Source organism: Streptosporangium sp. NPDC049248 (assembly GCF_040678965.1).
GTDB lineage: Bacteria > Actinomycetota > Actinomycetes > Streptosporangiales > Streptosporangiaceae > Streptosporangium > Streptosporangium fukuiense.
Genome location: NZ_JBFAQY010000001.1, coordinates 184,069 through 199,998, shown reverse-complemented (window position 1 = coordinate 199,998; position 15,930 = coordinate 184,069). Strand labels below are relative to the sequence as shown.

General features: G+C 69.2%; 13 protein-coding genes. 4 read left to right on the top strand and 9 right to left on the bottom strand.

The features are described 5' to 3' along the window. Positions 1-135: 135 nt before the first annotated feature. Positions 136-1,302, top strand: a complete 1,167-nt coding sequence (locus AB0K21_RS00970; RefSeq protein ID WP_364146886.1) for a PQQ-dependent sugar dehydrogenase — start codon at positions 136-138, stop codon at positions 1,300-1,302. 53 nt (positions 1,303-1,355) lie between these two features. On the opposite strand, the gene AB0K21_RS00965 is transcribed toward AB0K21_RS00970, so the two are convergent. The 3 genes from AB0K21_RS00965 to AB0K21_RS00955 form a co-directional block, all read right to left on the bottom strand. After that, a complete protein-coding gene (locus AB0K21_RS00965; protein ID WP_364146883.1) occupies positions 1,356-2,579 on the bottom strand; it encodes a glycerophosphodiester phosphodiesterase family protein in 1,224 nt (407 codons plus the stop codon). 1,432 nt (positions 2,580-4,011) lie between these two features. Beyond that, positions 4,012-4,860, bottom strand: coding sequence for a class F sortase (locus tag AB0K21_RS00960; protein ID WP_364146880.1), 849 nt, complete (start codon positions 4,858-4,860; stop codon positions 4,012-4,014). Positions 4,861-4,872: 12 nt separating this feature from the next. Beyond that, positions 4,873-6,183, bottom strand: a complete 1,311-nt coding sequence (locus AB0K21_RS00955) for a hypothetical protein (RefSeq protein ID WP_364146877.1) — start codon at positions 6,181-6,183, stop codon at positions 4,873-4,875. 358 nt (positions 6,184-6,541) lie between these two features. Here AB0K21_RS00955 and AB0K21_RS00950 point away from each other — a divergent pair, with 358 nt between their 5' ends. Continuing rightward, positions 6,542-7,687 (top strand): acyl-CoA dehydrogenase family protein, encoded by a 1,146-nt coding sequence (locus tag AB0K21_RS00950; protein ID WP_343968427.1) that lies wholly within the window; start codon positions 6,542-6,544, stop codon positions 7,685-7,687. Between the two features lie 83 nt (positions 7,688-7,770). On the opposite strand, the gene AB0K21_RS00945 is transcribed toward AB0K21_RS00950, so the two are convergent. Next, positions 7,771-8,295, bottom strand: a complete 525-nt coding sequence (locus tag AB0K21_RS00945) for a hypothetical protein (protein WP_364146874.1) — start codon at positions 8,293-8,295, stop codon at positions 7,771-7,773. A gap of 101 nt (positions 8,296-8,396) precedes the next feature. Between AB0K21_RS00945 and AB0K21_RS00940 the strand changes: the two genes are divergently transcribed. Next, complete coding sequence (locus AB0K21_RS00940) at positions 8,397-8,558, top strand: hypothetical protein (protein WP_343968431.1); 162 nt, start codon at positions 8,397-8,399, stop codon at positions 8,556-8,558. Here AB0K21_RS00940 and AB0K21_RS00935 read toward each other — a convergent pair. The 5 genes from AB0K21_RS00935 to pdxH all read right to left on the bottom strand — a co-directional run bounded on the left by AB0K21_RS00935 (position 8,555) and on the right by pdxH (position 14,553). Beyond that, positions 8,555-9,337, bottom strand: coding sequence for an alpha/beta fold hydrolase (locus AB0K21_RS00935; RefSeq protein ID WP_343968433.1), 783 nt, complete (start codon positions 9,335-9,337; stop codon positions 8,555-8,557). The two genes, AB0K21_RS00940 and AB0K21_RS00935, sit on opposite strands and share 4 nt — an antisense overlap. 52 nt (positions 9,338-9,389) lie before the next feature. Continuing rightward, complete coding sequence (locus AB0K21_RS00930; protein WP_343968435.1) at positions 9,390-11,615, bottom strand: SpoIIE family protein phosphatase; 2,226 nt, start codon at positions 11,613-11,615, stop codon at positions 9,390-9,392. A gap of 117 nt (positions 11,616-11,732) precedes the next feature. After that, positions 11,733-12,437: a metal-dependent transcriptional regulator gene (locus AB0K21_RS00925; RefSeq protein WP_343968437.1), complete on the bottom strand. Its 705-nt coding sequence runs from the start codon at positions 12,435-12,437 to the stop codon at positions 11,733-11,735. 159 nt (positions 12,438-12,596) lie between these two features. Continuing rightward, positions 12,597-13,844 carry an MFS transporter gene (locus AB0K21_RS00920; RefSeq protein ID WP_343968440.1) on the bottom strand — a complete coding sequence of 416 codons (1,248 nt, stop codon included), beginning with the start codon at positions 13,842-13,844 and terminating at the stop codon, positions 12,597-12,599. Positions 13,845-13,899: 55 nt separating this feature from the next. Next, a complete protein-coding gene (pdxH, locus tag AB0K21_RS00915) occupies positions 13,900-14,553 on the bottom strand; it encodes a pyridoxamine 5'-phosphate oxidase (RefSeq protein WP_343968443.1) in 654 nt (217 codons plus the stop codon). A 169-nt stretch (positions 14,554-14,722) separates the two neighbouring features. On the opposite strand from pdxH, the gene AB0K21_RS00910 reads away from it, so the two are divergent. Then, entirely contained in the window at positions 14,723-15,829 is a 1,107-nt protein-coding gene (locus AB0K21_RS00910; protein WP_343968445.1) for a citrate synthase 2, read from the top strand. The last annotated feature ends 101 nt before the right edge of the window (positions 15,830-15,930 follow it).

Below are 15,930 nucleotides of genomic sequence, written 5' to 3'. Positions count from 1 at the left end.
ACCCGGGAAGATCACCGCGACAGGTGGGGTCGGGCGGGATTTACCGTGAGCATGGGGCAGAGTGGTCGAGTAGACCGGGACTGACCGGCCCAGGACCACCCGTCGCCGGCGCGCTCGGCCGCAGAAGAGGTGACCATGAGGAAGACCGCGAGCCGGATCGTGCCGACCGCCGGCCTGGTGGCCATGCTGATGGCGATGTCGGCCGGCTGCGCCGATGACCCGGCCGCCAAGGGGGTGGCTCCCCCGAGCGCGGCGCCGGCGACCTCGGGGAGCATGAGCGGCACCCCCGGCCCGGCTCCGAGCAGGGTGCCGGACGGGGCGCCGGACCTCCAGGCCGGGAAGGAGGTGGCCCGCGACATCCAGGTGCCCTGGGGTCTGGCGTTCCTGCCGAACGGCGACGCGCTCGTCTCCGAGCGCGACAGCGGCCGGGTGCTCCAGGTCCCGGGGCGCGGCGGGCGGCCACGCGAGGTCTACCGGGTGCCCGGCGTGGTCGCGAGCGGTGAGGGCGGCCTGCTCGGGCTGGCCGTGTCACCCGGCTATGCCAGGGACCGTTACGTGTACGCCTACCTCACCACCTCCTCCGACAACCGGATCGTGCGTTTCCGCCTCGGCGACGCCACACCCGAGGTGCTGTTCGACGGCATCGCCAAGGCCTCCTTCCACAACGGCGGCCGCATCGCGTTCGGACCGGACGGCATGCTGTACGCCGGCACCGGAGACGCGGGGCAGCGGAACTCGTCGCAGGATCCACGCCTGCCGAACGGGAAGATCCTCCGGCTGACACCGGAGGGCAGGCCCGCCCCCGGCAACCCGACGCCGGGCTCGCCGGTCTACAGCCTCGGCCATCGCAACGTCCAGGGACTGGCCTGGGATGAACAGGGGCGCCTTTTCGCCACCGAGTTCGGGCAGAGCGCGCTGGACGAGGTCAACCTGATCGAGCCCGGCCGCAACTACGGCTGGCCGGAGGTGGAGGGCAAGGGCGACACGCGCGGCGGTGAGTTCACCAACCCGCTGGTGACGTGGCCCACGAGCGAGGCGTCTCCCTCCGGTGCCGCCATCGCCGGGAACACGCTGTACGTGGCGGCGCTACGCGGGGAGCGGTTGTGGACGGTGCCCCTGCGCGACGGGAGAACCGGCGAACCCCGGGCCGAACTGGTCGGCCGGTACGGCCGCCTGCGCACGGTCGCCGTGGCACCGGACGGGGCGCTCTGGCTGACCACGTCCAACACCGACGGGCGCGGTGAGGTGCGCGAGGGCGACGACCGGATCCTGCGCTACCCGGCCAGGGCCGGGACGGGGTGACGTGCCCCTCGGCCGCGGCCGGCGCAGCGTCGGCACAGGGCCGGCGGGCGCGGTCAGCCCTCGGTACGGAACCGGTCCCGTACGGCACGCGCCATGCCGGGGTCGTCGGCGATCACCCCGTCCAGGTTGAGCCGGTACAGACGCCTCAGCCACTTCCGCACCTCCTCGTCGGCGCGGCCGCCCGAGCTGTCGCCCCTGAGGTCCGCCCGGAGCCGCACGGCGAGCTTGCGAACCGTCGTGGCGTGTACCAGGAGCCCTTCTCGCTGGGCGTTCCTGACGAGCGCGGCGGGTGACACCGGCCTGCTCTCGAAACCGCCGGGATCACGGGGGCCGATCCGCTTCGTGACCACGCCGATGCCGTCGGCGTACTTGGCGATCTCCCGTAGGCCCTCCGGAGTGACCATGTCGTCGTAGGTGGTCGGATCGCCGGCCCGCACATGGTCGTACGGGGCGCCGTTCGCTCCGATGAACTGGATGAGCCGGAGCCGGGTGAGGGGGTGCAACCGCTTGAGGTTCCCGGTCTCGAAGGACTGGATGAAGACCGGGTCCCGCTCGTCGTCCCAGCCGTACTTCCGGAAGGTCTCCAGCAGCGGTTCCTCCAGCGGCAGCCCGATCGAGGCGAAGTAGGTGGGGAACTTGGTCTCGGCGTAGACGCCCACGCCGTGATTCTGCGCGAGCTGGACTATCTCATCGAGTGTCGGGATTCTCTCCATCCCGTCGTAGGCGGTGTTGCCTCGACGCTGCGTGGGGAAGCGTTCCCTGGCACGGAGGGTGCGCAGCTCCGCGAGGGTGAAGTCCTCGGTGAACCAGCCCGTGTGCCGGATGCCGTTTATGGTCTTGGAAGTCCTGCGGTCGGCGAACTCCGGATGCCTCGCGACGTCGGTGGTCGCCGAGAGCTCGTTCTCGTGCCGGGCGACCAGCACGTGGTCCTTGGTCGAGACGAGATCGGGCTCGATGTAGTCGGCGCCCATCGAGATGGCGACCGTGTAGGCGAGAAGCGTGTGCTCGGGCCGGAAGGCACTGGCCCCGCGGTGCGCGATGATGATCGGCTCGCCCCCGCGGCGTCCGAGTCGCCCGACCTCCGGGCTCGTTCGGTGCTCGGCCGTGAAGTGCGCGAACCGTTCGACCGTGGAACCCGTGAGCTGTTTGGACGCCGAGTCACCGGACTGCCCGGTGAGACTCGCGGATCGCGTACCCGTCGATTCCTCGTGATGGAGGGCGCCGATCGCGGCCATTCCTATGAGTACGGCCAGCACACCGGCCCGCGCCTTGCTCACCTGCGTACACCCCTCACTCTGGGTCAGAGGGGGGACACATTCGCATAAACCCCTATACCCGGACCGGACAGGTGATTAACGATCAGAAGCGATCCACTCGGGAGCATGTTGCACGACCGTCTCCGGAAATAAACTGAAATGTCCCCCAGCGGCCGCGCCGATATCGCGGCAGCCGACATCATCGCCACAACCGGGCTACGACGGCCTCCACTGGACGTGCGCGGGTGGCGGTGCCCGCTGTGACGCGACCCCGCAGGTCCGTTGTTCGACGGAGAAAGAAGAAGTGGCCGACTGCCCGGTCCGCGTCTCGACGCCTCCTGGGACGTCACCGCCGGCGTGTCGATTCAGCGCGTGACCGCCCACCGCGTCGGCCTCGGACCCCGTACCGGCTCAGGCCCCTTGCCGATCCCGGGCGGCGGGCCGGCCGCGCACCACGGACGGTTGCCGCCCCGGTTTCAAACGGCAGGCCAGGCAGCTACCAACCCGCCCGGCCCGGCCGCTGACCGTGCCGGTGGTGCCCGCCGTGCCTCACCCGCCCATGCCGCCCGTACCAGCGATCCCTGTGTCGCCGTGCATCCGAACCGCGCCGCCCGAACCCGCGGTCACCGTATCGTCCCGCCTCGAAACCCCGCCGCCCGACCCCCCGGTCTCCGTACCCGGCCTCCGGGCCCCACCGCCCGAACCCCCGGTCCTCATACCGCTCGGGCCTCAGACCCCCCGGACGCCCGAACCCCCGGTCTCCGTACCCGGCCTCCGGGCCCCGCCGCCCGAACCCCCGGTCCTCATACCGCTCGGGCCTCAAATCCCCCGAGCGCCCGAATCCCCAACCCTCACCGCGCTCGGCATCTGAATCCAGCCGGCCAACCCCGTAGTCCCCATATCGCCCGGAATCCGAATCATCTGACCGCCCGAACCCCCGCCCCCCACCGCGCTCGCCGCCCCGGCCCCGCCACCCGAACCAGCGACCCCCGTGACGCCTCGCCTCATGGCCCCGCCGCCCGAACTCCCGCGCCCTGTGCCGTCCGGCATCCGAACGCCTCGGTCGCCCGAACCCCCAGTTCCCTCCACGTTCGATGCTCGACTCGGAGCGCGTGGCCGTGTGCCCGTTCCCCGAACGCAGCCGCTTGATCGTCCATCCTCCGGCGTGCTTGCCCCCCGAGCTCGCGGACTTGTGCGCGCCCCAACTCGTGGAGCGCTCGTGCGACGGCTTCGAATGCTGGGCGGCGCCGAGAGCGGCCACCCCTATGAGTACGGCCACGACACCGGCCCGCACGATGCTCACCTGGGCACACCCCCGCCTTCTGATCATTCGGGGGGCCACTTCGTACAAACGACTCCTTACCCGGATTGGCGGGGAGGCTAACGATCGGAGGCGGTCGCCGGAGCGGCCGCGCCCCGCCGATTCGGCGAGTACGGCGGCCGGGCCCGGCGGTCAGGTGCGACGGGTCTTCGACAGGGTCGCGTAGACGATGATGTTGTCGGTGTAGTGACCGGTCTTCCTGTTGTAGACACCGCCACAGGTGATCAGGCGCAGGGTCGCCTCACCGGTGTTGCCGTAGACCCGCTTCGACGGGAAGGCCGCCTTGCTGACCTGCTCCACACCGTCGACCGTGAACTCCGCGACGGTCCCGTCCGTCCGGGAGACCTTGATCTTGTCTCCGCGCTTGATCTCCTTCAGCCTGCTGAAGACGGCGGCCCCGTTCCGGGTGTTCACGTGCCCGAGAACCACCGAAGGTCCCTGCTGCCCGGGAGTAGGACCGTACTTGTACCAACCCGCCTGGTTGGGCTTGCTCAGCGGCGGAGTCTGGATCTCCCGCTTGGCGTCGACACCGAGCGCCATCAGCGGGGCCAGCACACCGATCTTCGGGATGGCCAGCCGCCGGGGCTTCACGCCGTCGCTCTTCAACGGCGCCGGAGGCTGGACCACCGGCAGCGGTGGCGGCGCCGTGGGCGCGGCGGCCGTCAGCGGGACGTCCAGCCCGCCCGGTCCCACCGCTGACGGCAACACCCCCGCGGGCTGCTCGGCGACCTGCTCCCCGGTGTCCGGCTGCGCGCCCGGCTGTTCCTGAAGGGTGCTGACCGCCGCCTGCGGCTCGGACAGCCCGTAGCCCGGATCCTCCGGCGCCGGTGAGAGGTACGCGAGCAGCCCCGCCATGATCGCGGCCACCCCGCCGAGCGACCCGGCCACGAGGAGCCCGGCCATCAGCATGTTCCCCTTGGGCTTGGCCGGGCCGCCGCCGGGATAGGGGCCGGGACCGCCCTGCACAGGTCCTTGGTACATCCGGCGCCTCCTTCAGCTGTCCCGCTGGCCGCGCGCGTGTGCCGCCCGCCGCCTCATCAAGGCCACACCGCCCAGTGCGCTACCTGTCACCATCGCCGTTCCAGCACCGAGCAGCCCCAGGCCGGAGCTCCCCTGCGGCGCCTCACCGGTCTGGGCCCCACCGCTGGGCGTGATGATCACCTGTGGCGCGGTCGGCGTGGGCCGGGTGGGGGTGACGGTGGCGGTCACGGTCAGGGTCGGCTTGGGCGTCGAGGTGCTCGTGCTGTTGACCCCGGTCACCGGAGGGGTCGTCGTGCCGGTGTGGGTGGGGGTCGGCGTGCCGGTGTGGGTGTTGCTGGGGGTGGCGGTCGGATTCGTCGGCGTGACCGTGGGGCTGACCGTGGGGCTCGGCGACCCGGTCCCCGTGCCCGTCGGGTCGGGCGACTGCGACCCGCCCGCCTCGGAGATCGTGACGTCCACCGAGACCGGCGCGCTGACGAGCGAGCACGTGGCCCGGTACTCGTTCGGCGGGTTCTGCAGTTCCCTAGTGATCACCCGGAAGGCGTCGAGCTGCGCCCACTTGCCGTCCTCCAGGTTCTTGACCTCGATGGTGTGCTCGCCGTACTTGAGGCCGTTGAACCTCCACAGCGTGAGCCCACCCTCGTGGGCGGCGTTCGTCGGCGTGCCGTCGGGATTCTTCGAGGCGTCAACGAAGGACGGTGTGGCGTCCTGGCCGTCGATCCTGAACCCGACCTTCCCTGCTTCGTTGCTGCGCCGGGCGACATACTCGATCCCGGTGCCGGTGAACGTGAAGGAGGCCCAGGAGTTCACCTTGTCCGTACGGTGGAGGTCGCGGCCGTAGTCGCCGATACTCAGAGGCTCGCTGCCCAGGTACGCCCAATCGGCCGCCGCATGGTAGCTCACCCGGGGGTCGTCGTCGTTGACCATGACCTCGCCGGCCGGCGGTATGAAGTCCACGAACAACTTCCTGGGGCTGACCTTGAGCGTCCCGGCCCTGTCGGTGTGGGCGGAATCGGAGATCCCCTCGGGAAGCCGCAGAATGCTGCCCGGCTGAAGCTGGTTGGGCTGGTCCAGGCTTCCCTTCGGCTGCAGGACGCCGACCCAGCTGCCGGAGAGCTGGGCGTTCCCGGTGACCAGGACCTTGGCGCCGGGGGCGAAGAAGTCGGGTGAGCCGAACCGGGTCGGGTCCTGCTTGTAGCCGAGCTTCCAGCCGATGTTGAGCGGCTCGCCGACCGTGAGCGTCGTGGGGATCGACACCTTCGTCCGGAGATTGACCGTGCTGCCGTTCAGCGCGACCCCTCCGGTGCACGCGTAGTCGACCACGAGTTCGGCGATGCCTGCATCGGCCGCTTCGGAGGGCAGCGCGACCAGCGCGCCACCGGCAAGGCACAGGGCCGAAACCGCGAGAGATCTACGGAGCCCAGATCGCCACCGAACCACTACATACTCCGATCACAAAGGCCGCCGTCAACGGGCATGGCCATAGCACACCGAGGGTAGATCGTACGGTTTACACCCTCTTCGGCGCAGCGAGATATCGGGTATGTACGGAGACCGTGGCGCACTTGTGATCTGGATGTAAACCCACAAACCACCGCAAGCCATACTTGCGATCCCCGGCCGGGTGTACCCCAAAGTAACAGAATCGTATTCTGTGTCACGGATCCCTAGGAGGCACACAATGCAGCGAGACCTCTTCGAAGAGGAGCACCGGCTCTTCCGAGAGACAGTACGTGAGTTCCTGGCCCGCGAGGTGACGCCCCATCATGCCCAGTGGGAGAAGGACGGCATCGTCCCCCGCGAGGTGTGGAAGAAGGCCGGAGAGGTCGGCATGTTCGGCTTCGGGGTACCCGAGGAGTTCGGCGGGGCGGGGATCACCGACTTCCGCTACAACGCCGTGATCTCCGAGGAGGTCATCTCGACGGGCGCGTCCGGTCTGGGGTTCTCGCTGCACAACGACGTCATGGCGCCGTACTTCGTGGACCTCGCCAACGACGAGCAGAAGGCGCGCTGGCTGCCCGGGTTCGCCGGCGGCGAGCTCATCACGGCGGTCGCGATGAGCGAGCCCGGCGCGGGCAGCGACCTGCAGGGCATCAGGACGACCGCCGTGCGCGAGGGCGACCACTACGTGGTCAACGGCCAGAAGACCTTCATCACCAACGGCATCAACTCCGACCTGGTCGTCGCGGTCACGAAGACCGACCCGGAGGCGGGCGCCCGGGGGATCTCGCTGCTGGTCGTCGAACGGGGCATGGAGGGCTTCACCCGGGGCCGCAACCTGGAGAAGATCGGCATGCACGCCCAGGACACGGCGGAGCTGTTCTTCGACAACGTCCGGGTCCCCGCGGCCAACCTGCTGGGCCCACAGGAGGGGCAGGGCTTCTTCCAGCTCATGGCCAACCTGCCGCAGGAGCGCCTGTCGATCGCGGTGATGGCGGTGGCGGCGGCGGAGACGGTCCTGCGGGCGACCATCGAGTACTGCAAGAGCCGCACGGCCTTCGGCCGCAACATCGGCAGCTTCCAGAACACCAGGTTCGTCCTGGCGGAGCTGGACACCGAGGTGGAGATCGCCCGCCACTACGTGGACAAGTGCATCCGGGCGCTCAACGCCGGGGAACTCACCGCGGTGGACGCCGCCAAGGCGAAATGGTGGACCACGGAGCTGCAGACCAAGGTCATCGACCGCTGCCTGCAGCTGCACGGCGGCTACGGCTACATGATGGAGTACCCCGTGGCCAAGGCCTGGATCGACAGCCGCGTCCAGACCATCTACGGCGGCACCACAGAGATCATGAAAGAGATCATCGGCCGCTCCTTCGGCTTCTGACCCGGCCCGGCCTCCACACGGGAGAACCGCCGCCCTCGTGACGGCAGGGCGCAGGTTCTCCCGTGATCGGCCGGCCGGTGCCGTCACCCCTTGGTGATCTCCTGGATCTGGACGGCCAACCCGTCCTTGATCGTCACTTTGGCGAGGAGGACGTCACCCTTGCCGAGAGCCTTCCGCAACTGCTCCACGGAGCAGCTGTGCGGGGCCTTCCCCTCCGTGCAGATCAGACCTTGTGCGTCGAGCACGACCGTGTAGGGCGACAGGAGGGCTTTCACTCCCTGGTCACTCGTGGAAGTCACCGTGATCGTGCCCGCTCCCCGCAGGGCGAGCTGCCCCCGTACCGTGTCGTCGATGCCTCGGCTTCCGGGCACGCTCGGCGACGACGACAACAACGGCTCGGGAGGCGGCTCGGGAAGCGCCGTCGGCGAGGCGGAGGAGGAGGGCGACGGAACCTCGGAGACCTCGGGAGACGGAGTGGCGGAGGCGGTCACGGTGACGGTCGCGGTCACCGACGCGCCGGACGTGCCACCCGAGCCCGAACAAGCGGAGAGACCTACGGCCAGGGCTGCCATCAGCAGGGCACGCGTTACCTTCGATGTCCTGTTCACGAAATGTAACGATCTCACGGGTTCCGGATCGCGGTTACCCGCCACGGAAACGGCTCCGTCGACGCATACTGGTCAACGGAGACTTCCCCGAGGGGGTGACGATGGACAGCGGGCTGATCCTGCTGATCTTCCTGGCGTTCCTGTTCGCCTGGGGCCTGAACCGGGTACGGCGCGCCTTCCGGCTCGGCCCTGTCGCGTACGCCGGTGTCATGGTGGTGTTCGTCATCGCGATGCTGGCCGTCTGGGGACAGTCGTTCCGCTAGCCGTCCTGGGCCGACCCCTCCAGCAGCACCCTCGCGACCAGCTCGGGATCGTCGGTCATCGGCACATGCCCGCACCCCTTGAGCAGTTTCACCCGCTGCCCCGACCATTTGGCGGCCCTTACCGCCTGCCGGCGCAAAAGCAGCCTGTCGTGCTCGCCCCAGGCGATCGTGACCGGCACCTTCGGCGGTGCGGGAGGCATCAGTCCCGCGAACGAGGCGAGCGTCTCGTCGAACCCCGAGGCGTCCTTGAGCGCCTGGAGAGCGGCGAGTTGCGCCTCAGGGGACAGCCTGGCGGGGTGCGCGACCAGGAGACTCAGGGAGAGGCCGCGGATCAGCGGGTCCTCCGCGTGGGCCAGTGCCCGTTCGGGGGAAAGAGAACGTGCGCCGGCCCTGTTGAACCGCAGGACGGCGCGCGCGTACGCGAGCTCGCTACGGTTCCAGAAACCGGCGGGAGAGAGCGCGGTGGCCGAGCGGACCGCGGCGCGCGCGGCCAGTTCGAGGGCGACGTAACCGCCCAGGGAGTTTCCCGCCACATGCGGTTCACGCAGGCCGAGCCGCCCGAAGAAGGACTCGATCGCGTCCGCCAGGCTCTCCGCCGTGTACGGCGTGCCGGACGGCAGCGGCGGTGAGACGCCGAAGCCGGGAAAGTCGACGGCGATCACGTCTCGCTCGGCGGCAAGCCGGTCGAGCACCGGCAACCATGCCTGCCAGTGATGCCCGATGCCGTGTAGCAGGACCAGGGGCGAGCCCGTCCCACGCCGTTCGAACGCCAGCTCCATGTCCCGAGTCAACCACCGATCGGATAGTTGTTCCAGCTCTGCCATGTATCGTTCAGCGCGACCTGGTGGGGATCTCGAACCAGACGGCCTTTCCTTCCTTGGTGGGGCGGGAGCCCCAGCGCTTGGCGAGCTGGTCGACGAGATAGAGACCCCGCCCGCCCTCGTCGTTCTCCCCCGCGCTGCGGATGCGCGGCAGCCGGAGGTCCTGGTCGAAGACCTCGACCCAGACGGACTCTCCGCCCCGGCGCAGCCGGAGGGTGAACTCCTTCTCGTTGATGATCTCGTCTTCGAAGCCGGGAATGTCCCAGGACTCGTCGAACGACAGCGGAGGACCGTCCATTGTCAGCTCCCTGCGCGGGACGCTGGCGCTGGCGGCGTGCAGCACGACGTTGGTGACGACCTCGGAGACCAGCAGGCAGGCGAGCTCGGCGCGCTCCTCGGGGACGTTCCAGCCGACGAACGCCTCCGAGGCCATCCGGCGCGCCTCACCGACCATGATCGGCTGGGCCGGGAAGGTGCGCTCCTCGACGGCCAGGTCCTCGGAGGCGGACCTGAGCACGAGAATGGCCATGTCATCGTCGATCTCGCCGGGCACCGCGACGGTGGCGGCGTCGGCGATGCGCTCGACGGAGGTGTCGCTGATCTCGATGAGCCTCTCGCAGAGCTGCCCCAGCGTCTCCTCGACGTTGGGCGGCCTGCCGCCCGTGTCACGGATGGGCCGACGGTCGACGAGTCCGTCGGTGTAGAGGAGCAGCGCGGCCCCGGGGGGCAGTGTCCGCGTCTCCTCCTTGTAGACCAGGTCCGCGTGCATGCCCTTGGCCCGGACTCCCAGCGGCTGGCCGACCTCGCGGATGTCGAGTTCGGTACAGGTGTCGCCGATGAGCAGCAGCGGGGGGGCGTGGCCGGCGTTGGCGAACGACAGCTGCCGCGACCAGGCGTCGTACACCAGATACTGGCAGGTGACGATGGGCGGGACGCTGATGTCGGCGCCGCTCTCGTCCTGCTCGGGGGTGGCGATGATGCGCGTCCACTCGTCGAGCCTGGCGAGGATCTCCGCCGGTGGTTTGTCGTCCTGGGCGAAGGCTCGCAGCGCCGCCCGCAGCTGTCCCATGACCGCCGCGGCCTTGGCGCCCCGGCCCTCGACGTCGCCGATGACGATGCCGACCCGGCCCGCCGAGAGCGGGATGACGTCGTACCAGTCGCCGCCGACCTGGGTCTGGATGCCCTGTCCGTGGCTGGCCAGGGGGGCGGCGGGAAAGTAGCGGACCGCGATCTCCAGCCCGTCGAGCTGCGGCAGCGCGCGGGGAAGAAGGTGCTTCTGGAAGGACTCCGCCGTGTGCCGTTCCTCCTCGAACAGCAACGCGTTGTCGACGGCGAGGGCGACCCTGGTGGCGATCGCCCCCACGAAGTCGCGGTCGAAGGCGTCGTAGTGCGGGCTACGCCGGTCGGTCAGGTTGGACAGTCCCAGGTACATCAGCCCGAGGGTCTCGCCTCGCACGCAGAGCGGCGCCACGATGGCCGAGGTCATGCCGATCTCGGCGGCCAGGCGGGTGTTGGCCTCGCCGGGGCTGGGGTAGTTGGTCTGGGAGAAGTCCTCGACCAGGATCGTCTCCTGGCGGCGCAGCGCGATGTCGGCGTAGTGTCCCGCCGGATAGCGGATCTCCGCCCCGATCGGTGCCCAGGTGTTGGGCGGCGGGCTCCACCCCTGGACGTGTGTGGAGACCCTGCGGGTCAGCCGCCCCTCCTCCATCAGTTCGATGAAGCAGTGGTCGGCGAACTGCGGGACGAGCATCTCGGCGACGCGCTTGAGCGTCTCCTCGACGTAGAGCGATCCGGCGAGACGCTCGCCGATCCGCTCCAGCAGGCCGAAGCGGTCCTTCTCCCGCTCGTTACTGCGCATCGCCTCACGGGCGGTGATGACGATGCCCGTCACCGCCCCCGAGGGATGGCGCAGCGGCACGGCCTGGGCCCGTACGTAGATGATCGTCCCGTCGCCGCGCCTGACGTCGAACGTGCCCTCCCAGACACCGCCCTTGAGGACGTGCTTGGAGAGCTCGACGGCCAGCGGGTGGTCCTTCTCCATGATGCCCAGGGAGAGGGACTGATCACGCGGCCCCGACGTGCCCGGGCGCCCGAAAAGCCTTTCCGCGAAAGGGTTCCAGTAGAGCAGGTTGCTGAACCTGTCGGTGACCACCACCGCCATCTCAGCATGATCTAGGACGGAACCAGCCGTAAGGTGATCAGCGGCATCTTGGGAAACATCCCCCCACCGCTTCATCCGGTGACCGCCCCTCGTGGGCGGGTGTGTGCAAAGCGAACCACGGTTGCTCCTGCAGTCTCGGCCTGGGAGCGGAGGGACTCCCGAACGGGATCCAACCGAGCTAAGGGGCCTCGGTCAGCGTGTGGAGACGAAAACGTGCGCGGCAATCTCTCGCGGGAGATCCGCAAGAAAGTTGTCCGCCTCGTCGTCACCTGTCACCCGCACACCGTCGTCGCTCACCGCGAGCGTTACCTCGCGTCCGGGTTGTATCCCAACTTGCTTGAGTTTAAGCATCACAGCCGGATCGCTTTGCACTTGTTCACTAATTCGCCGCACGACAACGGGTATATCTCTGGGTCCGGCCATCGCGGCCATCGACGGCAGCGACTCCGACCGCCCGTCGGGAAGGCCCGAGACGCCGAGTTCCTCCAGGCCGGGGATCGGATTGCCGTGCGGGTCCTCGGTGGGGTTGTTGAGCAGGCTGACCAGCCTCGCCTCCACCGATTCGGACATGACGTGCTCCCAGCGGCACGCCTCGATGTGCACGTCCTCCCAGGGCAGGCCGATGACCTGAGTGAGCAGGCACTCGGCGAGACGGTGCTTGCGCATGACGCGGGTCGCGAGAGTGCGCCCCAGCTCTGTCATGGTCAGGTGCCGGTCGCCCTCGACGCGAACCAGACCGTCGCGCTCCATCCTGGCGACCGTCTGGCTGACTGTGGGACCACTCTGCTGGAGCCGCTCCGCGATGCGCGCGCGGAGGGGGACGATGCCCTCCTCCTCCAGCTCGAAGATCGTACGAAGGTACATCTCCGTGGTGTCGATCAAGCCGTGTGCGGTCAAGGTTCCTCCCGTCCTCTCTCGATGCTACGTCCATCGCGCGGTGTTCCCGGGAGGGCGGCGCGGGACCTTGGAAGTTCGAAGACACGACCCTATTGGGAGAACGGCTCGTGATGGCAAAGGACAGCAACACCGGGGGCCGCCGAATCCTTCCCTAGCTGCTCAAACACTACTCGCCACCGGTTGATATTTTCTGAAGGCCGGGATGGCCAGCCCCACCGCGACCACGGCCACCGCGCAGGCGATCCCACCGCCCACCCAGGCCCCGGTGGCCCCGAACCACGAGGCGGTGGCCCCGGCCCGGAGGTCTCCCAGTCTGGGGCCTCCCGCGACCACCACCATGAAGACACCCTGCATCCTCCCGCGCATGTCGTCTGGCGCGTGGGTCTGCAGGATCGTCTGCCGCCACACCGCGGAGACCAGGTCGGCGGCCCCGCCGAACGCGAGCAGCGCGACCATCAGCCACAACTGGTCCGCGAGTCCGGCCGCGGCGACGGTGAGCCCCCAGGCGGCGATCACGTACGTCAGCGCCATTCCCTGACGCCGGACCCGTCCCACCCAGCCCGACAGCACCCCGCCGAGCACCGAGCCGATGGCGATGCTGGCCGACAGCCAGCCGAAGGCGACCAGCGACCCGCCGAACCTCTCGGCCACGACCTCCGGGAACAGCGCCCTGGGCAGTGCGAACGCCATGGCGATGAGATCGACGACGAACGACATCAGCACCACCGGGTGCCCGCAGACGTAACGCAGGCCGTCCACGACCGACCGCAGTCCTGGGCGCGTCACCTCGCCGACCGGTTCGAGTCTCGGCAGTCTCACCGCGGCGTAGAAGCCCGCGCCGAACAGCAGCGCGTCGATCAGGTAGGCGGCGGCGAAACCGCTCTGGGCGAGCACGACCCCGCCGATCAACGGCCCGATGACGGTGCCGAGGCCGCTCACCAGGAAGTTGAGGGTGTTGGCCGCCGGGATCAGGTCGGCCGGGACCAGCCTGGGGATGATGGCCCCCCTGGTCGGGCCCGTGATGGCGAAACCTGTGGCGTGCAGGGCCACGGTGGCCAGCAACAGCCCGACGCTCGTCGACCCGAGGACCGCCTGGACCAGGAGGGCGAGCGTCCCCGACCAGGCGATCAGCGCGCCGATGATGAGGAGCCTGCGCCGGTCGACGGCATCGGCGATCGCACCGCCCCAGAGCCCGAAGACGACCAGGGGGATCAGGTTGGCGGGGCCGAGCATGCCGACCCAGAAGGACGACTCCGTGATGTCGTAGATCTGGGCGCTGACGGCCACCGAGGTGAGCTGGAAGCCGATGAACGACACACCCTGACCGGCCCAGAGTCGCCGGTAGGCGGGGATGACGAGCGGGCGTGTGTCGGCCGCGTGCCTGCGGACGAAATTTCCGAACCCCACACCACTCCCTCTCTACCGGACATATGTGGATATATCAGCAAAGAGGGGCAGGGTGTCATGGAGCCAGGCGTTCGATGATCCAACCGGTGCCGGAACGCCGGTAACGGAGGCGGTCATGCATACGGTCTGTGCGGCCCTGCCAGAACTCCACCTCGGCCGGCACCACGCGCAGTCCACCCCAGAAGTCCGGGATCGGCGGATCCTCCGGCCAACGCTCCGACAGCTCCTCGTAGCGGGCGTCCAACTCGTCCCTGGAGCGCACGACCGCGGACTGCCGCGACGCCCAGGCGCCGATCTGCGACCCGTAGGGCCGGGACCTGAAGTAGGCGGCCGACTCCTCGCGCGACAGCCGTACCACCGCCCCCTCCACCCGTACCTGGCGGCGGATGGAGTGCCAGGGGAACAGCAGGGCGGCCCTCGGGTTCTCCGCCATGTCACGCCCCTTGCGCGACTCGTAGTTGGTGTAGAAGACGAACCCGTTCTCGTCGTAACCCTTGAGAAGTACGGTCCTGGCCGTCGGCCGGCCACCCGCCGAGGCGGTCGCCAGCACCGTCGCGTTCGGCTCGGGAAGCCCTGCGTCCACGGCGTCACCGAACCAGGCGGCGAACTGCGACACGGGGTCGGGTGCGAGGTCCTCCTCGAGGAGAGGCAGCCCCTGGTACGTGCGACGAAGTCCCGCCATCGAGGGCGGTCGCGATGCGGCATCCACGGGAAGGTATTCTCCCGTGCCGAGCCGGAAGTCCGCTCAGCGCCCCCCACCTGCGGCGATCCCGCTTTGGAGGGTCCGGCGGCAGGCTGCCCCGGCCCAGGGGGTTGAATATGACCCGCCGGTATCTCGACATCAAGGCTTTGACTTCAAGAAAGGGAGGCGGCCGAAAATGTCCGACTTCAAACCCGGGCTCGAAGGCGTAGTAGCTTTCGAGACTGAGATCGCGGAACCGGACAAAGAAGGGGGCGCCCTCCGCTATCGGGGCGTTGACATCGAAGAGCTGGTCGGTCGCGTCTCCTTCGGGAACGTGTGGGGCCTGCTCGTCGACAACGAGTTCCAGCCGGGTCTGTCCCCGGCCGAGCCCTACCCCATTCCTGTCCACTCCGGTGACATCCGCGTCGACGTGCAGAGCGCACTGGCCATGCTGGCCCCCGCGTACGGTTTCAAGCCGCTGCTCGACATCGACGACAAGGAGGCCCGCGCCAACCTGGCGCAGGCCAGCGTCACGGCCCTGAGCTTCGTCGCCCAGTCCTCGCGCGGCCTCGGGAAGCCGATGGTCCCCCAGAGCGAGGTCGACAAGGGCCAGAGCATCGTCGAGCGGTTCATGATCCGCTGGCAGGGCGACCCCGACCCCAGGCACGTCAAGGCCATCGACGCCTACTGGACGTCCGCCGCCGAGCACGGCATGAACGCCTCCACCTTCACCGCCCGGGTCATCGCCTCCACCGGAGCCGATGTCGCCGCGGCGCTGAGCGGTGCGGTCGGCGCCATGTCCGGCCCGCTCCACGGCGGTGCGCCCGCGCGCGTGCTGCACATGATCGAGGGTGTCGAGCAGGTCGGCGACGCCAAGAAGTACGTGCAGTCGGAGCTCGACAAGGGCCAGCGTCTCATGGGCTTCGGTCATCGCGTCTACCGTGCCGAGGACCCCCGGGCACGGGTGCTCCGCCGCACCGCCAAGGAACTCGACGCACCGCGTTACGAGGTCGCCGCGGCGCTGGAGAAGGCCGCGCTGGAGGAGTTGCACGCCCGCAAGCCCGACCGGGTGCTCGCCACCAACGTCGAGTACTGGGCGGCGGTCATCCTGGACTTCGCCCAGGTTCCGTCATCCATGTTCACCTCCATGTTCACCTGCGCCCGCACCGCGGGCTGGGCCGCGCACATCCTGGAGCAGAAGCGCACGGGCAGGCTTGTCCGCCCCAGCGCCGACTACGTAGGTCCCCCTCAGCGCTCGGTCCACGACGTCCCCGGCGCCGCCGAGGCCGTCGGCTCCTTCTGACCCTGCCGAACTCCCGTCCTGTACGGCTGTCGCGTGGACGTCTCACGCGACAGCCGTTGCCGTTCCCGGCTCTTCGAAGCCCCTCGCGCCCTGCTCTCCCA